Consider the following 16,836-nt stretch of genomic DNA (forward strand, 5'->3'; position numbering starts at 1 on the left):
CCCGGCTGTTCGGTGAGACTTGCTGATAAAAAAATCGTAATGAGGAGAATAGACGTATTCCCTGACTATGGTTGACACCGCCTTTCGTTCTAGATATTTTCATTTTACACTATTTTTCCTGTTTTGCAATATCAAGATATTCATGCATTGTAGGTGACAAATTGTGGATTTCAAAATTATCGGTCTTTTTGTTCGCAGTGTCTCGTTTGAACTGACGAACTCGGACTGCTATCATTCCCGGATTCCGTATGATGTTGAACTCAACGGCAGAAAAATCGCTGAAAATCTGAACCGCAATATTTTCAGCCTTTACGACCTAAGGCCGAATACGGAGTATCGGGTGACCGTTTCCGCAAACGGTACAGCCGTTTCTCATGCTTTTACCACAAAGAGGGAGAGCTTCCGGCTGAACGCGCGGGACTTCGGCGCCGCCGGAGATGGCGTGAAACAGGATACCTCCGCGATTCAGGCTGCGATTTTATGCTGTCCGAAGAACGGAACGGTGTTGATTCCGAGCGGAGTTTACCTGACGGGTCCGCTGTTTCTGAAAAGCGATATGACGCTGGAGCTTGCGGAAGGCGCCATGCTGCTTGGAATGACCGACCGCAGCGTTTATCCGGTTCTCCCGGGAGTAACACAGTCCGAGGATGAACGGGAGGAGTATTACCTCGGTAGTTGGGAGGGGAATCCGCTGTCCTCTTTTGCAAGCCTTCTAAACGGAATCCATGTCAGCAATGTTGACATTGTCGGTCCGGGTATTATAAACGCGAATGCGGCTCAGGGGGACTGGTGGCGGAATCCAAAGGTAAAGCGCGGTGCCTGGAGGCCCAGGATGCTCTTTCTGAACGGATGCGAGCAGATTCGTGTTCAGGGTATAACGCTTGAAAATTCCTATGCCTGGACGGTTCACCCATTTTACAGTAAAGACGTCAGTCTTCTGGATATTCGGATTTACAATGACCCGGATTCCCCGAATACGGATGGAATCGACGTGGAGGCTTGCAGCGGTGTGAAAATCTGCGGCGCTGTCATTTCAGTTGGGGACGACTGCGTCGCTCTGAAATCCAGCAAAATCTATATGGGCAGCCGTTTGAATACACCAACTTGCGGGATTGTGCTTAGAAACTGTCTGCTGGAGCGGGGGCATGGCGCCGTGGTGATCGGCAGCGATGTTTCCGCAGGCGCGCGGAGCATTAGTGCCACACAGTGCGTGTTTCAGGGAACCGACCGCGGCCTGAGAATCAAAACAAGGCGCGGAAGGGGCGAATTGTCAGTCGTAGATCGCGTTTCTCTCGAAAATATATGGATGGATCGGGTCAACACACCTTTTGTCGTCAATATGTTCTATTGCTGCGACCCGGACGGGCACAGTGATTATGTTTCCTCGAAAAAACCGGTTCCGGTCAACGAGTTTACTCCCAGGGTCGGTAACCTGAGCTGCCGCAATATTGTATGCGAGCATTGCAGCACTGCGGGAGTGTTCCTTTGCGGTCTGCCGGAAATGCCGATTGAAAGCGTGAGCTTTCGGAATGTGCGGATTTCCTTTGCGGCGGACGCACGGGCCGGGTACCCGGCGATGATGGACGGTTTGGAACCGGTCGCGAAGTTGGGGCTGTTTGCACGTAATGTGAAAAAGCTGTCGCTTGCCGGTGTAACGATCGAGGGGTTTGAAGGAGAAAAAACGGACTTTGCAGATATTGAGGAGCTGTGGGAGGAAGAATCCAATGGACACGGAGACAATTAGCCGGTTGGGGAGGTTCGCGGATAGCTTAATGGAACGAAGCTGCGCGCAAAGCCCTGCATGGAACCTGGAACGGCTTCAAAAGCCGGATAAAAACCGATGGAATTATGTCGATGGCTGTATGTTATCTGCGTATCTGCAGCTTTATGCGGCGACGGGAAAGGAAAAATATCTGAAATTCACGGATTCCTTTATGGGCGAACTTCTGCGGGAGGACGGTTCTCCTCCCGCGCTGTCTGACGATGACCGCAGTCTGGACGCCATTGCGCCCGCAAGAGTTTTTTTCCCCTTGTTTGATCTGACGGGCAAAGAGAAATATCGCAAAGGGATGGACTTCTTTTTCTCCAGGCTGATTGAGATTCCGCGGACGCGGGAAGGAAATTTTTGGCATAAAATTTCCTACCCGTGTCAGGTGTGGCTGGATGGGCTTTATATGGCCATGCCGTTTTTTATGATGTATGAGAACCGGTATGACGGAATGAAAAACTATTTTGATATCTACACCCAGTTTTCGGTAGTCCGCAAAAGAATGAGGGATGAAAAAACAGGTCTGTACTATCACGGTTACGATGAGAGCCGCACCGCGGGCTGGGCAGACAAAATGACTGGGTGCTCCCCTTCTTTCTGGCTCCGCGCGGAAGGATGGCTCTTAATGGCATTGGTCGAGACGCTGGAAGTGATGGACGAACAGCTTTATTATGAATACCGCGGCCTTCAGTCCATGATGCGCGAGCTCTTGGACGCGGTGCTTGTATTTCAGGATTCTACCGGCATGTTTTATCAGGTAGTCGACCGGGGAATGGAAAAAGGCAATTATCTCGAAACCAGCGGAACGGCAATGATTGCGTACAGCATTTTAAAAGCAGTTCGCCTGCATCTCCTGCCGGTTCGTTACGCGGAGCGCGCAAAGCAGGCTTTTAACGGCATTCTGAACCGGTACTTCATGGACGGACCGCTGAATCCGTCTCTTGGGGGCGTCTGCATGGTCGCTGGGTTGGGGGGGCCGGAAGAACGGGATGGAACTCCCGTTTATTATTATGGGGAACCTGTCGTACAGAATGAGGGGAAAGGTGTTGCCCCTTTTTTGATGGCGTTTGCCGAGCTGCTCAGAATAGATGAGGTACCGACCGAGCCGAAAGAGGGGAGACTTGGCCTGTGATTGCCGTCGGAGTGCGTGCGCACGACTATGGGTGCCGCGAACCGGAACAGCTTTTTTCACAAATATCTCAGGACGGTTTCAGCTGTGTACAACTCGCGTTTCAAAAGGCGATTGCCGGTGTGAAAGAGCTGAATGACCTGACTTCGGAAATCGTGAACCGAACAGCCGCCGCCATGAAAGGGAATCGACTCAGCACAGCGGTGTTCGGCGCTTACACAGACCTTGCCCTGCCGGACCGTAAAGTCCGTGATAAGAATGCTGAACTGCTGCTGCGCTGTTTGCCTTACGCAAAGCGGTTGGGTGCCGGCTGCGTCGGATTGGAAACCACGGCGCGGGAAAAGCAGGGCGGAATGTCGCGCAGAGATGCGCTGCGGGTTTTTCTGGAAACACTGGAACCTATTTTGCGGGAGGCGGAGGATACCGGCGTTATCCTTGCGATCGAACCTGTTTTCGCGCATACGGTCAACACGCCGGAATGCGCTCTGCAAGTTTTGCGGGCCGCCGCTTCACCGAATCTGAAAGTGATTTTCGATCCCTGCAATCTGCTTTCCCCGAAATCTGCCGGCGCGCAGCGGGAAATTTGGGACCGGATGTTTCATCGACTTGGAAAAGACATCGTGTCCGTTCATTTTAAAGGAAGGGCCGTTGATCGGCGGGGACAGCTATATAAAACGGATTTGGCCCACTCCGTGCTGGATTATCCGTATTTGTTTGAGCAGCTGAAAAAACTGCCCCAAAATCTCAGTATTCTCAGGGAAGAGGCCAACCCGGCTTTCGCCGCGCGGGACTGCGCGTTTTTGAAAGACGGGCTGTTGAAATGAAAGCATGAGGGCAACGGTTTCAAAAGACGGGTCGGGAGAGTTCACGACCGTCGCGGAAGCAGCCAAGGCAGCCCACGGAGATAAAATGGAGATCTACATTAAGAACGGATGGTATCGGGAGAAGCTGACGCTTTTCGCAAATGAGATCCAACTGGTCGGCGAAGACCCGGACCGAACCGTCATTTCTTTTGGCGATGGTGCAAATTTTTCGGGCGCAAACGGGGAAATGCTTGGAACATTTCGGAGCTATACCCTGTACATGAATGCCCGGCGCGCTCTTCTGGAAAATCTGTCCGTGAAAAACACCGCGGGCAACGGCGACATCGCCGGGCAGGCGGTTGCCGTTTACGCGGATTCCTCTCTGGCTCGGTTTGAGCATGTGAATATCACCTCGCGGCAGGATACCCTATTTTTGGCACCGCTACCGGACCAACCGAGGATCCCCGACTCGTTTAAAGGGCCGGGCGAGCAAATGCCGCGACGGCCCTGCATGGATTATTTCAGGGACTGTCGTGTGGAGGGAGACGTCGATTTCATTTTTGGAGGCGCGGAGGCAGCGTTTGAAAACTGTGAGATTGTTTCCGCTAACCGGGGAAAAAGCATTAACGGCTATGTGACAGCGGCCTGCACGCCGCTGGACCAGACATACGGATTTCTTTTTTACCGCTGCCGCCTTGACTCTGACTGTGCTCCCGGTACGGTATACCTGGGGCGGCCTTGGAGGGAGCACGCTGCTGCGGCTTTTTTGAACTGTAAGATTGGTTCCCACATTACGGAAAGGGGATGGGCGGATTGGGAAGGCCGCCCTCAGGACCGGACAGCGGTTCGGTTTGAGGAATTCGGCAACCGGGGGTCCGGTTCTGCTGTCTCGGCACGGGCACCGTGGGTGCACCTGCTAACGAGAAAAGAAGCGGCCAGGCGAATTAATCGTATTCATGAAATCGACCGGCTAACCTTGCAATCCCAAAGGAACCGCCCTGAAAATTTCTGATGGGCAGCCTACCCTACGGCATCATAAAAGAAGCCTACCCAAAAGGGTGGGCTTCATTTATGGGAACAAGTAAATTCAAGCAGACGGTGTATCTGAAGCGTGCCGGGATGTAAAGAAATGCAGACGACTTATCAAAAAAATCGAACCGGTCTGTTGAAATTGAGATTTATCATGATTGATCTGCTGTTTGACTATAACGGATCAGCGGCATAAAAATTTCGTCTACAATCTCCGTGACGGTTGTGTCGGAAATTTCCTGTTTTGTAATTAGTTCATACTGCAACAGGTCAATGGGCAGGGTGATGATCCTGGGCGACAGCCCTTCAAGGCAGACTTCCCCACGTTTTTCCGCGTTTTTCATCATGGCCGTCATCGCAGCCGTCAGCTTGTTTTCCGATTTCCACTGAGCAAATTGCGGCATGGCCGCGGCGATATGACGCCAAATCAACGGCTCCATCATAAGTCCCCGGATCGTCTGCACGCCGATTGCCTTCAGCGGTCGAATACGCTCTTGCAGATAGGCATACACGTCATCCCGCAGATTTCCGGTATTTGGAACCGCTTCGGTGATTTTAGGCAGACGCTTATGCAAGGCAGCAATCACAAGTTCATACTTGTTTGCCCAGCGGCGGTAAAGGACAGCCTTGTTGGTCCCCGCCCGATCCGCTACTTTTTCCATCGTCAGGTGTGCATAGCCGATTTGGTCGAGTTCATCCAACGTGGCATCCATAATTGCCTCTTCCAGAATCTCTCCACGACGGCGAGTGCCTTTTTTTTGCTCGTCCATCCTTCATTCCCTCCAATCCTTTAATCCCATCCATCGTTATAGAATGTGCATATAGGAAACGATATAGTTTCTTATATTCATGTGAAGTATGCGAATTGAAAGTATTTCGCATTTATTTTATCATATGCATATAAGAAACGCAACCGTTTCTTTTGAAAAAGGAGGATGATATTCTTGAGTGCAAAAAAAGTAAGGCCGGTAAAAGAAAGACTTGATCCGGTGGCACTGCGGGTTGCTATTATTCTGATCGTCGGCGCGCTCGCACCGCTGTTTGATTCCACGATGGTCAATGTGGCGCTCCACACCATCGCGGCCGAAATGAAGGCAACTATCTCCGTCGTGCAGTGGGTTACGACGGGCTATGTGCTGGCAATGGGGCTGGCGGTTCCGGTCTCCGGCTGGGCCACCAGACGGTTTGGATGCAAACGGCTCTATATCTTTTCCCTGGTCATTTTCCTGATTGGTTCCATCTGCACCATGCTTTCCTGGAGCATTGAGAGCATGATCGCGTTCCGGGTTATTCAGGGCGTCGGTGCCGGATTATTAATGCCGACCCTCCAGACGGAGCTTGTTCAGGTTTCCGGCGGCCGCAATCTCGGGCGAATTATGGCAATTATCAGCATACCATCTTTGCTCGGACCGATTCTCGGGCCAGTGCTGGGCGGCATCATTGTCAATAACTTGGGTTGGCACGCCATCTTCTGGGTGAATATTCCGATCTGCATCGTAGCGATTCCCCTCTCCGTATGGGGGATACCGAAAGATAATCTCCTCGATCAGAAAGCGTCCATTGATCTGCTCGGTATGCTCTTGTTATCGCCCGCATTCGCAATCTTGATTTACGGTATCGTCCAGATAAGCACGCACGGCGGCGTTGCGGACAGCGCGGTCTATATTCCGCTGCTCATCGGCCTCGTTTTGATGGTTCTGTATGTTGTTCATGCCTTGCAGACAAAACGGGAAACGGCGCTGAACGTGCGGCTGTTCAAATCCGTCAATTTTTCCGCATCCAATATCCTGTTGATTTTCAGCGGCATTATTACAAACGGGGCCATGCTGATGCTGCCGCTCTATTATCAGGAAGTGCGCGGCGCAAGCGCGCTTGCTGCGGGGCTGTGGATGATTCCGCAAGGCGTAGGCATGCTGCTCACCCGGAGCTGGGCCGCCAAAGCGGCTGATCGCGGCGGTTCGCGCAATATTGTGCTTTTCAGCCTCGCCACTGTTACAATCGGCACGCTGCCGTTTGCTTTTGCCGGTACGGAATCAAATTATATCCTTTTATCTCTTGCCCTTCTCATCAGGGGGGCCGGACTCGGCGGTTTGTTTATCGCCATCATGATGTCCGCTTACGTCGGTCTGTTGAAAGAGCAAATTCCGCATGCGAGCATCGCGACAAGAATTTTTCAGACCATCGGCGGTGCTTTCGGGTCGGCGATTCTTGCAACCGTTGCGCAGGGTCAGATGGCGGGGCGTGCCGATTCCGATCTTCATGCGGCTGCGCGCGCATTCAACGTCTCTTTCTGGTGGTCCATCGGTTTTACCGTGGTCGCCGTAATCCCTACGCTGTTCTTGGCAAAAGGCAAAAAATCAGGGTCGGAAGCGGCTCAGCACTAAGTGCGGCAGAGGGGCGAGGGGCAAAGGACTGCCTCTACGGTGATTTCGGCTAATACGGGTATGCCCAAGGGGCTGCCCTGGTAACTTCATCTCGGGCAGTCAACCTGAGTGCAAAATGAATCAAGCCTGTCCCAAAGGGCGGGCTTTTACCATTCCCGGTGGGTTCTGGCAATGTGAAAGAGCCGGACCAGTGTGGAAACCAGAAGCACTCCCATCGCAAGGGCTCCCGCGATTCCCAGCGTGTGAAGGCCGGTGCTGAGAAACATGGAATTGTTGCCGATTACAACATATTCCATGGTGTAAAAGATGCCGCCGCCAGGTACAAAGGGGAGCAGCGCGATAATCTGAAATTCGGTCGCGGGTTTCTTGGCGAACCGCGCCATGCTTTCGGAATAGACCGCCGTAACAACGGTTGCGATAAAATATTGAATCATATCGTTGTGCAGGGGGGAAAGCAGAGAAAAACACAGCCAGCCGAGAAATCCTCCAAAGGAGGCAATCGTCAGTGCGCGTCCGCGGATATTAAACAGGAAGCAGAAAGCGATACAAGCGGCGTATGCCCACAGGCAGCTCAGAAATATTTCCATTATTACACCCCCAACAGCATGCGCGAGGCAGTCAGGGCAATGCCCGCGCCGATGGCGATGGCGGTTGCGACCAGGACGCTTTCGGTCAGGCGCAGAATTCCGGCGATCAGGTCGCCCGCGATAATATCCCGCATAAAATTCGTGATTGCGATTCCCGGTACCAGATTCATCAGGGAGCCGATGATTATTTTATCGTAGCTCAGGAAAAAATCGAAATTTGCCGCGGTCAGGGCAATCGCAGCCGCCACGAAACTGGCTGCAACGTTGATGAAGAAGGAATTGACGCGAAAGAGTTCCAAGGACCGTGTGACAAGCCGGATCGCCGCGCCGCAGAACAGAGCCACGGCGGCGTCGCGCGGGGAACCGCCGTAGAAGAGCGTGAAGGCCGCCCCGATCAGCGCATAAGCGAGTATCTGCATCGGAAACGACAGCGTGGGGCGCTTTCCGATGCGGTCCAGCTCCGCCCTGATTTCGGAAAACTGCGGCTTATCGCTCCAGATACGCCGGCAGAGGGCGTTCACCTGATCGACGCGGTCCAGATTCATCGTGCGCGTCGGCACGCGCTTAATCCGTGTGATCGGCCTGCCGTCCCGCGTGCAGACGGTTACCTCAATCAGGGTCGGAATGACGAACACTTCGCCGGTTTCCACGCCGTAGGCGCGGAAAATTCGCTGCATGGATTCTTCGGCCCGGTAGATTTCCCCGCCGTTGGCCACCAGAAGATAGCCGGCTTCGACCGCGGTGTTGACCAGATCACTGTAATTCATTGGCTCAGCTCCCGGCATTCAATTTCAGATTCGGGAAACTCCGCTTTTCACGGCCGCTTCCGCCACCGCTTTGGCGACAGCGGCGGGGACTTTGCGGTCGAGAGCGCTTGGAATAATATAGTCCGGCTTCAGCTTATCATCCGGGATGTAGGAGGCGATGGCGGTAGCTGCCGCGATTTTCATTTCCTCATTGATATCCGACGCCCGCGCGTCGAGCGCGCCGCGAAAAACGCCGGGGAATACCAGAACATTGTTGATCTGATTCGGGAAATCGCTGCGGCCCGTTCCGACGACCGCCGCCCCCGCCGAAAGCGCTGCGTCAGGCATGATTTCCGGCGTTGGGTTCGCCATGGCGAAAACAATCGGTTGATTCATGGAAGAAACCATATCCTCCGTGACCAGATTGGGGCGCGAAACTCCGATAAAAACGTCCGCGCCGCGCAAAACGTCGGCAAGAGAACCGCGCTCCTGTTCCAGATTGCTTCTCAGAGAAATCGCCGCCTGGCCGGAAGTCAGATTGTCGTCCCCCCTGCAGATCGCGCCGTTGAGGTCACACAAAATCACATTGCCGAACTTCATGTCCAGCAGCAGATTCCCGATTGCGATGCCGGCGGCCCCGGCGCCGTTGATGACGATTTTGGCGTTGCCCTGTTTTCTGCCGGTCACTTTGAATGCGTTAATCAGGGCGGCGGCGACGACAATAGCCGTACCGTGCTGATCATCGTGAAAAATCGGAATGTCGCAGCATTCTTTCAGCCGTTTTTCAACTTCAAAGCAGCGGGGGGCCGCGATGTCTTCCAGATTGATTCCGCCGAAGCTGCCGGCAATCAGCCGGACGGTGTTGACAATGTCGTCCGTGTCCTTTGAGCGAATGCAGAGCGGAACGGCGTCCACGTTTCCGAACGCTTTAAAAAGCGCGCATTTTCCTTCCATCACGGGCATTCCCGCTTCCGGCCCGATATCCCCGAGTCCCAGCACCGCGCTGCCGTCCGTTACAACGGCGACCAGGTTCGAGCGGCGGGTCAGTTCATAGCTTTTCCGGACGTCCTTTTGAATTTCCAGGCAAGGCTGCGCCACGCCGGGCGTGTAGGCAAGCGACAGATCGTCGCGGGTTTCCAGCGGTACGCGGCAGTTGATTTCAATTTTACCGTTCCACTGATAGTGCAGTTTCAGAGATTCTTTCGCGTAATCCATATTCTTTTCCCTTTCTGCTGTATTTTACCCCTATATTTCTATGATGATTCTTTTGCATTCCATTCGTCAGGATACGATTGCCAGAGTTTTCAGGACAAAGATGCCAATAAAAATGACAAACATGGAGCAGAAAGTGCTGCTCAGAATAATTTCGCCGGTCAGGACTTCATCGGAGCGCATTTCCCTCGCAAGCATATAGCAGTTGACGGCGCTCGGCGAGGCGGAAACAAGAAAGGCCGTTGCCAGCTCGTAGCCGCGGAAGCCGAAAAACCAGGCGAGCGGGACAATAAAAAGAGGTGTGACAAGCACTTTCAGAATCGTGGCGGAGACCACATATTTACGGTCGGAGAGAACGGAGCTCATGGTCATCTGGGCGCCCAGGGTGATCAGGGCGAACGGCGTCGCCATATTGGACAGGGAGGCGAGCAGCTTTGTCAGGAACCCGGGCAGCGGCACGCCGAGCTGCTGCAGCAGAATCGCGGCGATCGCCGCGAGAATAATCGGATTTTTCATTACGCTGGCAAAAGCTTTTTTCAGAGGATGTGTTTTGGCATCGTCATTTTCCGGGTCCATGGCGCAAAGGATCAGTACGGCGACGATGTTGTTGACCGGAATCAGAACGGGCATCAGCATGGAAATCGCCGCGGAATGCTCCTCGCCGAAGGCCATAATCATCAGCGGGAATCCAAGCACGATGACGTTCGGCTTGAACACGGTGTGGATGATGGCGGAGGCCTTGCTTTTGTCCTTTACGATCCTCGGTACGGTCAGGCAGAGGATCAAGGCGAAGAACAGGCACCCCGAAGCCATTAAGCCGACAAATTTCCAGTCAAAAAAGTCAGCGGCCTTTGCCTGATAAATATTTAAAAATAAAAGGGCAGGCAATCCTGTCCTGAAGTTGAGCTTGCTCGCCGCGTCAACGAAGGGTTCATTGACCAGACTGGTTTTTCTGGCAAGCCAACCGATTGCGACCAGAAGAAAAACGGGAGCGACCGTATTGAAGCTGAAGATTAAATTAGCCATCTGGACTGTTCCTCCGGATTCTTCGGAAAAAAGCGCATTTCGAAAAACACGGCTTTCCACCGCTGCTGTTATTGTTGGTAAGACTACAATGTTATTTTATGGGGTTGATTGCTGAATTTTGTTTTCTGCCGGGAACAGGTTTTAGCCATATTATAGCATTACCCGAGGACAGAATCAACCAAACAAAAGACGGACCGCCAAAGGCGGTCCGCGGGGCGGCTGTTTCCCTTCGTTGAAGCGCATCGGCTCTGCGCGGGAGATTTCGCAGCTCTTTATATTCCTTTTTCGACCTGTACGGTGCGGGTGGGAAAGGCAATTTCCGCCTTCTCTTCCTCAACAATCCTCAGGACTCCGTAGAAAACATCCTCCCGGACTTTCAGGTGCTTTTGCCAGTCGGTTGTTTTTGTGAAGAAATAAAGCATCAGGTCAAGACTGCTTTCGCCGATGCTGTTGAAGGCGACGATGACGGTATCCGGGTCAATCTCCTCATTCTGAAGGAGCATTTGGCGAATCCGGTCCGCGCAGGCACGAAGCTGCCGCTCCGTCGTCCCGTATTTCAGCCCGACCGTAAAGCTGACCTTGCGTTTTCCCATTCTGCTGTAATTCGTTACCGGCCGGTCGACCAGTTTGGAATTCGGAATCGTGACGACGGCCTGTGAAAAGGTGCGGACCTTTACACTTCGGAAATTGATATCCTCGACGGTTCCCTCCGTGTCGTCGGCCTGAATCCAGTCGCCGATCGTAAACGGGCGGTCGAGAAAAATAACCAGACCGCCGAACAGGTTGGACAGCATGTCCTGCGCGGCCAGCGCAAAGGCCAGACCGCCAAGACCCAGGCCCGCGAGCAGGCCGCTGATACTGTAATTCCATTCCTGGGCGATGATCAGAAACGCGAGGCACAGGATGATAAAGCGAAGGATTTTCGACAGAAACGGGAACAGAACCCCATCGGTGTTTACATCCAGCTTTTTTAGTAGCAGACCGCCGGTCAGCTCCCGGCTGTCGCACAGGCGGGAGAAGCCCCAGGCCAGCAGCAAAATCAGCAGACTGCGGAAACACTTGACGGCGACGGCCCAGAAGGGGCCGGTATGAGCCACCGCGGGCGAAATCCACAGCGCGGCGTACGCGCCGCACGCCGCGATCAGCACCCGAAGCGGCTTTTGAAAGCTGTGCTCCAGCTCAACCGGCCAGCTTTTTCCGCGATTCAGCTTGCGCACGGGACGGAACAGCCACGAAACGGCCGAACCGCGAAGAAGATAAAAAATCAGAAGAACAGCCAGAGGGATCGCGAAATCGGCAACCCAGGCAATCTGCCACAGCTTTCTCATAAAATCCAAAACCGGCGTCATGAATCCCTCCCTCGCGGTATCGGCCGCGGCTCCGTTACGAATGGCGTATTGCGTGAAGGACACTGGTAACAAGACCGCCCCAGATGACGCATATGGCGACGATCATCATCACAACTGCGGAAGCGCTCATTCCTTTTCCTCCTTTTTCTCAAAGACACGTTTGTCCTTCCAGGACAGGCGTGAAATCAGAACAGCGAACACCAGCATCAGAATTACCATGCCCCAGCCAAACACGCCGACAAAATTTACCGGGTACCCGCCGTATACGGTCGAGATGTTTGTAATCAGAGAGCTGAAAAGAATGATAACCAGCATAACGGGGGTGATGAAACCCAGTGAAATTTTGAAGTAACCGCCCAGACGGATCTGAGAATGCAGGTTGGCTTCTTCCATCAGGGGCTTCATCTTATGGAAAACCCACAGGACAAGAACAATTTCAAAAACCGCAGACGGGAGCACGCCGAATCCGTTGACAAAATTGTCCACGACGTCCAGCAGATACATCCCTCCGCGCGTGGAGTAGGCGACGGAGACCAGCGTGGCAAGGCCGCCGATGGTCAGAACGGCGCGGTGCCGGTCCCAGCCGAATTTTTCCGTCGCGGCGGAGATGCAGACCTCCAAAAGAGAAATCAGCGAGGTGATCCCCGCGATCAGCAGGCAGGCGAAAAAGACGATGCCGAAAAACTGGGGAAAAGGAAGCTGGTTGATGATCTGCGGCAAAACGACAAACGCGAGGCCGATTCCGCCCGCGGCGAGGTCCTTGACCGCCACACCGGAATTGTGGGCCATAAAACCAAGCGCGGCAAAGATGCCGAAGCCCGCGAGAAGTTCAAAACCGGAGTTTGAAAAGGCCGCGATGAAAGCATTGTTCGTGGTGTCGGTTTTTTCCGGCAGATAACTGCTATACGTAATCATAATGCCCATTGCGAGCGAAAGACTGTAAAAAATCTGCGAATAGGCGGCTTTCCAGATTTCCGGATTCAAAAGCTGGTTCCACTGCGGCTCAAAGAACGCATTCAGCCCCAGAGAAGAACCCGGAAGCGTGACCGCGCGGATGACAAAAATCAGGAAAAGAACCACCAGGGTCGGGATTGCGATTTTGCTGACGCGTTCGATTCCCTGCTTCACGCCCCGGTAAGAAATCGCAAGCGTAATCACCCAGATAATCAACAGCGGAATAAATGCGTGCCATTCAATTCCGCCGAAGTTTGTTACGGAAGCGTTCGGAAGAACATTCAGGTAGGAGTTAAAAAGAAAATCCTTTGTGTCGGTTCCCCATGCGAGCGTTGCGGAGAAGCCGATATAGCTCATGGCCCATCCAAGGATAACGGCATAGTAGGTCATGATGACGAAGCTGATCGCAAACTGCCACCAGCCAACAAATTCCATGCGGCGGTTAATCCGGAAGTAAGAAAGCGGCGCCGAGCCGCGGTATTTTTTGCCGATGACGAACTCCAGCGCAACAAAGGACAAACCCGTGGTCAAAAGCGCAAACATGTACGGAATCAGGAAAGCCCCGCCGCCGTTTTTATAGGCAACATAAGGAAATCGCCAGATATTGCCCAAGCCGATTGCGGAACCCACCGCAGCCAATACAAATCCCCATCTGGAACCCCATTGTTCTCGATCCATTTTGTTCACCCTACTCTTAAGAATTTTCCGTGCAGTTTTAAGAACCCGTTTTCATCGCCGCAGCACGATTAATCCGGTAATTGTTACCGCCATATGCGTTGAAAATATTCGGAATAAACAGGATTCCCGTTTTTTCGTTTTTGTCTGACGAAAAAACTCTCGTCGCTATATCGTTTTCTCCCTGATAAGAAAAGGCCCCAAAACCTACATCAAAAAGCTATTATAGCACAAAAACTTCTTAAAATTAATTAAAATGAATCAAATTCTTTAAAAAATGCAAAATATCAAGATCAAACCAAGTCGGAAGAAACAAATCAGACGACCTGCCAGGGGTTTTTCTCTCCTTTTGAAAAAAGGATGCAGCTTCTGATTGAATTTTCCACCATGTCGCTGACCGCCTGGTCGGTGTAAAACGCCATGTGCGGAGTCACCAGAACATTCGGGTAGGATTTGAGGACCGCGAGGCCGCGGTTCTTCATAATATCGCATTTCAGATCGTTGTAGTACAGGCCCGCCTCATTTTCCACAACGTCCAGCGCGGCGCCGCCGATTTTGCCGTTTTCCACCGCGTCCAAAAAATCGTCGGTGTCGATGAGGGAGCCGCGCGCTGAATTGATCAGAATGACGCCGTCTTTCATCTGCGCGATGGTGTCGCGGTTAATCATATGATGGTTTTCCCGGGTCGCGGGCATGTGCAGGGTGATCAGGTCGCTCTGCTTCAGCAGCTCCGGAAGCGTAACGTATTCCGCGATTTTCCGGACCGAATCGTTCGGATAAAGATCGTAGGCAAGCAGGCGGCAGCCGAATCCGGTCAGGTTTTGCAGCACTGTTCTGCCGATGCGCCCGGTGCCGATCACCCCGACGGTCAGGTTGTGCATTTCCATTCCTTTTACGCCGCGAAGGGAATAATCCTGGTTCGCGCTTCGGAGCAGAATGGCTTTGACTTTGCGCACGGCCATCAGCATCATCATGACGGTGTAATCCGCCACGCTGTTCGGGGAATAGCTGACGTTGCCGATATGAAGCCCCAGCTGTTCCGCCGCCTTCAGATCGATGTGGTCGTACCCGATGCTGCGGGTCGAAAGAAAGCGGATTCCCGCGTCCCGGTATGTTTTCAACAGCGTTTCGTCCATCGGCGTGGTGATGATGCTGACGCATTCGCAGCCCTCGGCAATACCGACGGTTTCGGCAGTCGGGGATTCTTTGGTTGCAAACAGCTCGACGCCGTGCTTTCTGCGGAATCCTTCCAGGTATTCCGCTTCGTCCGAACGGCAGTTGTAAATTGTAATTTTCATTCTGATCCCTCTCTAAAAAACAATAAACTTCAATGAATTTTTGGAACGGATGCGGCGAAATGCCGAGATCCGTTTACAGGGCGCTGATATCCCGGACAAGGCGTTCCACGTCTTCGTCGCGGGTCGCCCAGCTGGTGCAGAACCGGACGGCGCTGTGCGATTCGTCGATTCTTCCAAAGTAGGACACCTCATAATCCTGCCGTAGGGATGAAAGCGCCGAGTCCGGCAGAACCGGGAACTGCTGGTTGGTCGGGGAAGGGGACAGAAATTGCCAGCCTTTTTCCGCGCAGGCGCGGTGGATCCGCATGGCCTGCCGGTCGGCGCGCGCCGCGATGTCAAAGTAAAGATCGTTTTCCAAAAGGGCGAGAAACTGAATTCCCAGCAGACGGCCCTTGGCAAGCATTCCGCCCCTTTGCTTGAGAATGTAGCGGAAATCCTGTTTCAGCGCGGAATTGCGGATGACCAGCGCTTCACCGAACAGCGCGCCGACCTTGGTTCCCCCGATGGTGAACGCGTCGCAGAGCCCGGCGAGCGCGGGCAGAGTAAGGTCGCAGCCTTCGGCGCTCAGCCCGTAGCCGAGGCGGGCGCCGTCCACATACAGGAGTAAACCGTTGCGGCGGCAGGTTTCGCTGATTTCGGTCAGTTCCTTTTTGGAATAGATTGTGCCCAGCTCCGTGGAAAAGGACAGGTACGCCATGCCCGGCTGAACCATGTGCTCGTGGGTCTCGTCGCCGAAATGCGCGTCGCAGGTAGCCTGAATCTGAGCGGCGGTGATTTTTCCGTCTGTTCCCGGCACAGGCAGAACCTTATGCCCGGTCGCTTCCACGGCGCCGCTTTCGTGGACGTTGATATGCCCGGTGTCGGCGCAGAGAGCGCCCTGGTGGGGACGCAGGGATGCGGCAATCACAATCAGGTTGACCTGAGTTCCGCCGATGGTAAACTGTACGTCGGCGTCGGGGCAGGCGGCTTTTTGGCGGATCAGTTCGGCCGCGCGCCTGCAATAAGGGTCTTCGCCGTAACCGGCGGTTTGTTCCAGGTTGGTTTGTGAAAGCAGTTCCAGGACTTTCGGGTGTGCGCCTTCGCTGTAATCGCAGTTGAATCGAATCATGAATTTACCTCTTTGATAGCATGTTTTCTTTTCCCGCTGATTTGTTCGGCTGTGACTTTGAATACGGCGGTCTGCCGGACCATCCGGTCGTCAAACCGGAATCCACCGCCGGACCGGTAGTGTTCCATCAGGCGGGTCAGCGCGCCGGTTTTTTCCGCCGGATCCGTGATGAATTCGGCGATGCCGAAAGCGACGGCGCTTTCGTACTCCGTAGAGCAGTCACAGGCTTTTTCTCCGGTAATCAGGCGATGGGAACAGTCAAATTGAAGGCAGACCCGCGGGTCTTTCCGAAGCAGGTCAATTTTCCGGCCTTCCCCCGCGCAGTGAAAATAAAAGGTAGCCCGGTTTTCTAAAACGGCATAGCCAAAACTCATCGGCACCACATAGGGCAGACCCTTGTCCGTCATACCGATATGGCATACGTCGCACCGGTCAATGATCTTGATGATTTCGTTCAGTTCGAGGATTTCGCGGTCTTTGCGTCTCATTGTAAAAAAATCTCCTTTTGCAGTGTATCAACTGAAAGAATTCATTCTCTCGGATGATAAAAAAACCGATTGCGGTCCCGAGAGGAGACAAACCGCATCGGTAATCTGGTCACAGTAATGTCGCTAAAGGCGGCCATTCCGTCTTCATCGCGGTCTCTGCATCCCAGGCATGCCGGATTAGAGATCATGGGTGCGGGGAAAAGCGCCCTTGCTTTTCGGACTCTGTATTGAATACTATTATTATATGGGTTTCATAGGGACTTGTCAATTTCATCACGCG

General features: G+C 53.3%; 16 protein-coding genes. 5 read left to right on the top strand and 11 right to left on the bottom strand.

Annotated features, from left to right (window positions below):
• Positions 1–163: 163 nt before the first annotated feature.
• From HCR03_RS15770 to HCR03_RS15785, 4 genes are read left to right on the top strand one after another with little or no spacing between them, the layout of a single operon-like run.
• Positions 164–1,744 (top strand): glycoside hydrolase family 28 protein, encoded by a 1,581-nt coding sequence (locus tag HCR03_RS15770; RefSeq protein WP_187035296.1) that lies wholly within the window; start codon positions 164–166, stop codon positions 1,742–1,744.
• Positions 1,725–2,900, top strand: coding sequence for a glycoside hydrolase family 88/105 protein (locus HCR03_RS15775; protein WP_187035298.1), 1,176 nt, complete (start codon positions 1,725–1,727; stop codon positions 2,898–2,900). The genes HCR03_RS15770 and HCR03_RS15775 overlap by 20 nt, the downstream gene beginning before the upstream one ends.
• Complete coding sequence (locus HCR03_RS15780) at positions 2,897–3,721, top strand: sugar phosphate isomerase/epimerase family protein (protein WP_187035300.1); 825 nt, start codon at positions 2,897–2,899, stop codon at positions 3,719–3,721. Before HCR03_RS15775 ends, HCR03_RS15780 begins: the two co-directional genes overlap by 4 nt.
• Positions 3,722–3,725: 4 nt before the next feature.
• Complete coding sequence (locus HCR03_RS15785) at positions 3,726–4,712, top strand: pectinesterase family protein (RefSeq protein WP_187035302.1); 987 nt, start codon at positions 3,726–3,728, stop codon at positions 4,710–4,712.
• 169 nt (positions 4,713–4,881) lie between these two features.
• Here the strand turns inward: HCR03_RS15785 and HCR03_RS15790 are convergent, their stop codons facing one another.
• Positions 4,882–5,499, bottom strand: coding sequence for a TetR/AcrR family transcriptional regulator (locus tag HCR03_RS15790; protein ID WP_066647328.1), 618 nt, complete (start codon positions 5,497–5,499; stop codon positions 4,882–4,884).
• Between the two features lie 174 nt (positions 5,500–5,673).
• On the opposite strand from HCR03_RS15790, the gene HCR03_RS15795 reads away from it, so the two are divergent.
• Complete coding sequence (locus tag HCR03_RS15795) at positions 5,674–7,113, top strand: MDR family MFS transporter (RefSeq protein ID WP_187035304.1); 1,440 nt, start codon at positions 5,674–5,676, stop codon at positions 7,111–7,113.
• Positions 7,114–7,259: 146 nt separating this feature from the next.
• Here HCR03_RS15795 and HCR03_RS15800 read toward each other — a convergent pair whose 3' ends face one another.
• The 10 genes from HCR03_RS15800 to HCR03_RS15845 form a co-directional block, all read right to left on the bottom strand.
• A complete protein-coding gene (locus tag HCR03_RS15800; RefSeq protein WP_066647324.1) occupies positions 7,260–7,700 on the bottom strand; it encodes a threonine/serine exporter family protein in 441 nt (146 codons plus the stop codon).
• A gap of 2 nt (positions 7,701–7,702) precedes the next feature.
• Positions 7,703–8,467, bottom strand: coding sequence for a threonine/serine exporter family protein (locus HCR03_RS15805; RefSeq protein WP_066647321.1), 765 nt, complete (start codon positions 8,465–8,467; stop codon positions 7,703–7,705).
• A gap of 24 nt (positions 8,468–8,491) precedes the next feature.
• On the bottom strand, positions 8,492–9,661 hold the full coding sequence (locus tag HCR03_RS15810) for an NAD(P)-dependent malic enzyme (RefSeq protein ID WP_187035306.1): 1,170 nt from the start codon (positions 9,659–9,661) through the stop codon (positions 8,492–8,494).
• 66 nt (positions 9,662–9,727) lie between these two features.
• Complete coding sequence (locus HCR03_RS15815) at positions 9,728–10,684, bottom strand: AEC family transporter (protein WP_066647316.1); 957 nt, start codon at positions 10,682–10,684, stop codon at positions 9,728–9,730.
• Between the two features lie 272 nt (positions 10,685–10,956).
• A complete protein-coding gene (locus tag HCR03_RS15820; protein WP_156990111.1) occupies positions 10,957–12,033 on the bottom strand; it encodes a mechanosensitive ion channel family protein in 1,077 nt (358 codons plus the stop codon).
• Positions 12,034–12,067: 34 nt separating this feature from the next.
• Positions 12,068–12,163 carry a methionine/alanine import family NSS transporter small subunit gene (locus tag HCR03_RS15825; RefSeq protein ID WP_156990110.1) on the bottom strand — a complete coding sequence of 32 codons (96 nt, stop codon included), beginning with the start codon at positions 12,161–12,163 and terminating at the stop codon, positions 12,068–12,070.
• Positions 12,160–13,665: a sodium-dependent transporter gene (locus HCR03_RS15830; protein WP_187035308.1), complete on the bottom strand. Its 1,506-nt coding sequence runs from the start codon at positions 13,663–13,665 to the stop codon at positions 12,160–12,162. Before HCR03_RS15830 ends, HCR03_RS15825 begins: the two co-directional genes overlap by 4 nt.
• A gap of 314 nt (positions 13,666–13,979) precedes the next feature.
• Positions 13,980–14,960: a D-isomer specific 2-hydroxyacid dehydrogenase family protein gene (locus HCR03_RS15835; protein ID WP_187035310.1), complete on the bottom strand. Its 981-nt coding sequence runs from the start codon at positions 14,958–14,960 to the stop codon at positions 13,980–13,982.
• Positions 14,961–15,033: 73 nt separating this feature from the next.
• Entirely contained in the window at positions 15,034–16,068 is a 1,035-nt protein-coding gene (locus HCR03_RS15840; protein WP_187035312.1) for a threonine aldolase family protein, read from the bottom strand.
• On the bottom strand, positions 16,065–16,556 hold the full coding sequence (locus tag HCR03_RS15845) for a pyridoxamine 5'-phosphate oxidase family protein (protein ID WP_156990106.1): 492 nt from the start codon (positions 16,554–16,556) through the stop codon (positions 16,065–16,067). The genes HCR03_RS15840 and HCR03_RS15845 overlap by 4 nt, the downstream gene beginning before the upstream one ends.
• Positions 16,557–16,836: the final 280 nt, after the last annotated feature.

This window comes from Caproicibacter fermentans, assembly GCF_014303955.1.
In the GTDB taxonomy this organism is placed as follows: Bacteria; Bacillota; Clostridia; order Oscillospirales; family Acutalibacteraceae; genus Caproicibacter; species Caproicibacter fermentans.

What these genes read in the sequence shown, in the direction of transcription:
- HCR03_RS15790 (WP_066647328.1), bottom strand. Translation starts at nt 5,499, where the DNA reads ATGGACGAGCAAAAAAAAGGCACTCGCCGTCGTGGAGAGATTCTGGAA.
- HCR03_RS15815 (WP_066647316.1), bottom strand. Translation starts at nt 10,684, where the DNA reads ATGGCTAATTTAATCTTCAGCTTCAATACGGTCGCTCCCGTTTTTCTT.
- HCR03_RS15825 (WP_156990110.1), bottom strand. Translation starts at nt 12,163, where the DNA reads ATGAGCGCTTCCGCAGTTGTGATGATGATCGTCGCCATATGCGTCATC.
- HCR03_RS15820 (WP_156990111.1), bottom strand. Translation starts at nt 12,033, where the DNA reads ATGACGCCGGTTTTGGATTTTATGAGAAAGCTGTGGCAGATTGCCTGG.
- HCR03_RS15805 (WP_066647321.1), bottom strand. Translation starts at nt 8,467, where the DNA reads ATGAATTACAGTGATCTGGTCAACACCGCGGTCGAAGCCGGCTATCTT.
- HCR03_RS15785 (WP_187035302.1), top strand. Translation starts at nt 3,726, where the DNA reads ATGAGGGCAACGGTTTCAAAAGACGGGTCGGGAGAGTTCACGACCGTC.
- HCR03_RS15845 (WP_156990106.1), bottom strand. Translation starts at nt 16,556, where the DNA reads ATGAGACGCAAAGACCGCGAAATCCTCGAACTGAACGAAATCATCAAG.
- HCR03_RS15840 (WP_187035312.1), bottom strand. Translation starts at nt 16,068, where the DNA reads ATGATTCGATTCAACTGCGATTACAGCGAAGGCGCACACCCGAAAGTC.
- HCR03_RS15810 (WP_187035306.1), bottom strand. Translation starts at nt 9,661, where the DNA reads ATGGATTACGCGAAAGAATCTCTGAAACTGCACTATCAGTGGAACGGT.
- HCR03_RS15800 (WP_066647324.1), bottom strand. Translation starts at nt 7,700, where the DNA reads ATGGAAATATTTCTGAGCTGCCTGTGGGCATACGCCGCTTGTATCGCT.
- HCR03_RS15830 (WP_187035308.1), bottom strand. Translation starts at nt 13,665, where the DNA reads ATGGATCGAGAACAATGGGGTTCCAGATGGGGATTTGTATTGGCTGCG.
- HCR03_RS15775 (WP_187035298.1), top strand. Translation starts at nt 1,725, where the DNA reads ATGGACACGGAGACAATTAGCCGGTTGGGGAGGTTCGCGGATAGCTTA.
- HCR03_RS15835 (WP_187035310.1), bottom strand. Translation starts at nt 14,960, where the DNA reads ATGAAAATTACAATTTACAACTGCCGTTCGGACGAAGCGGAATACCTG.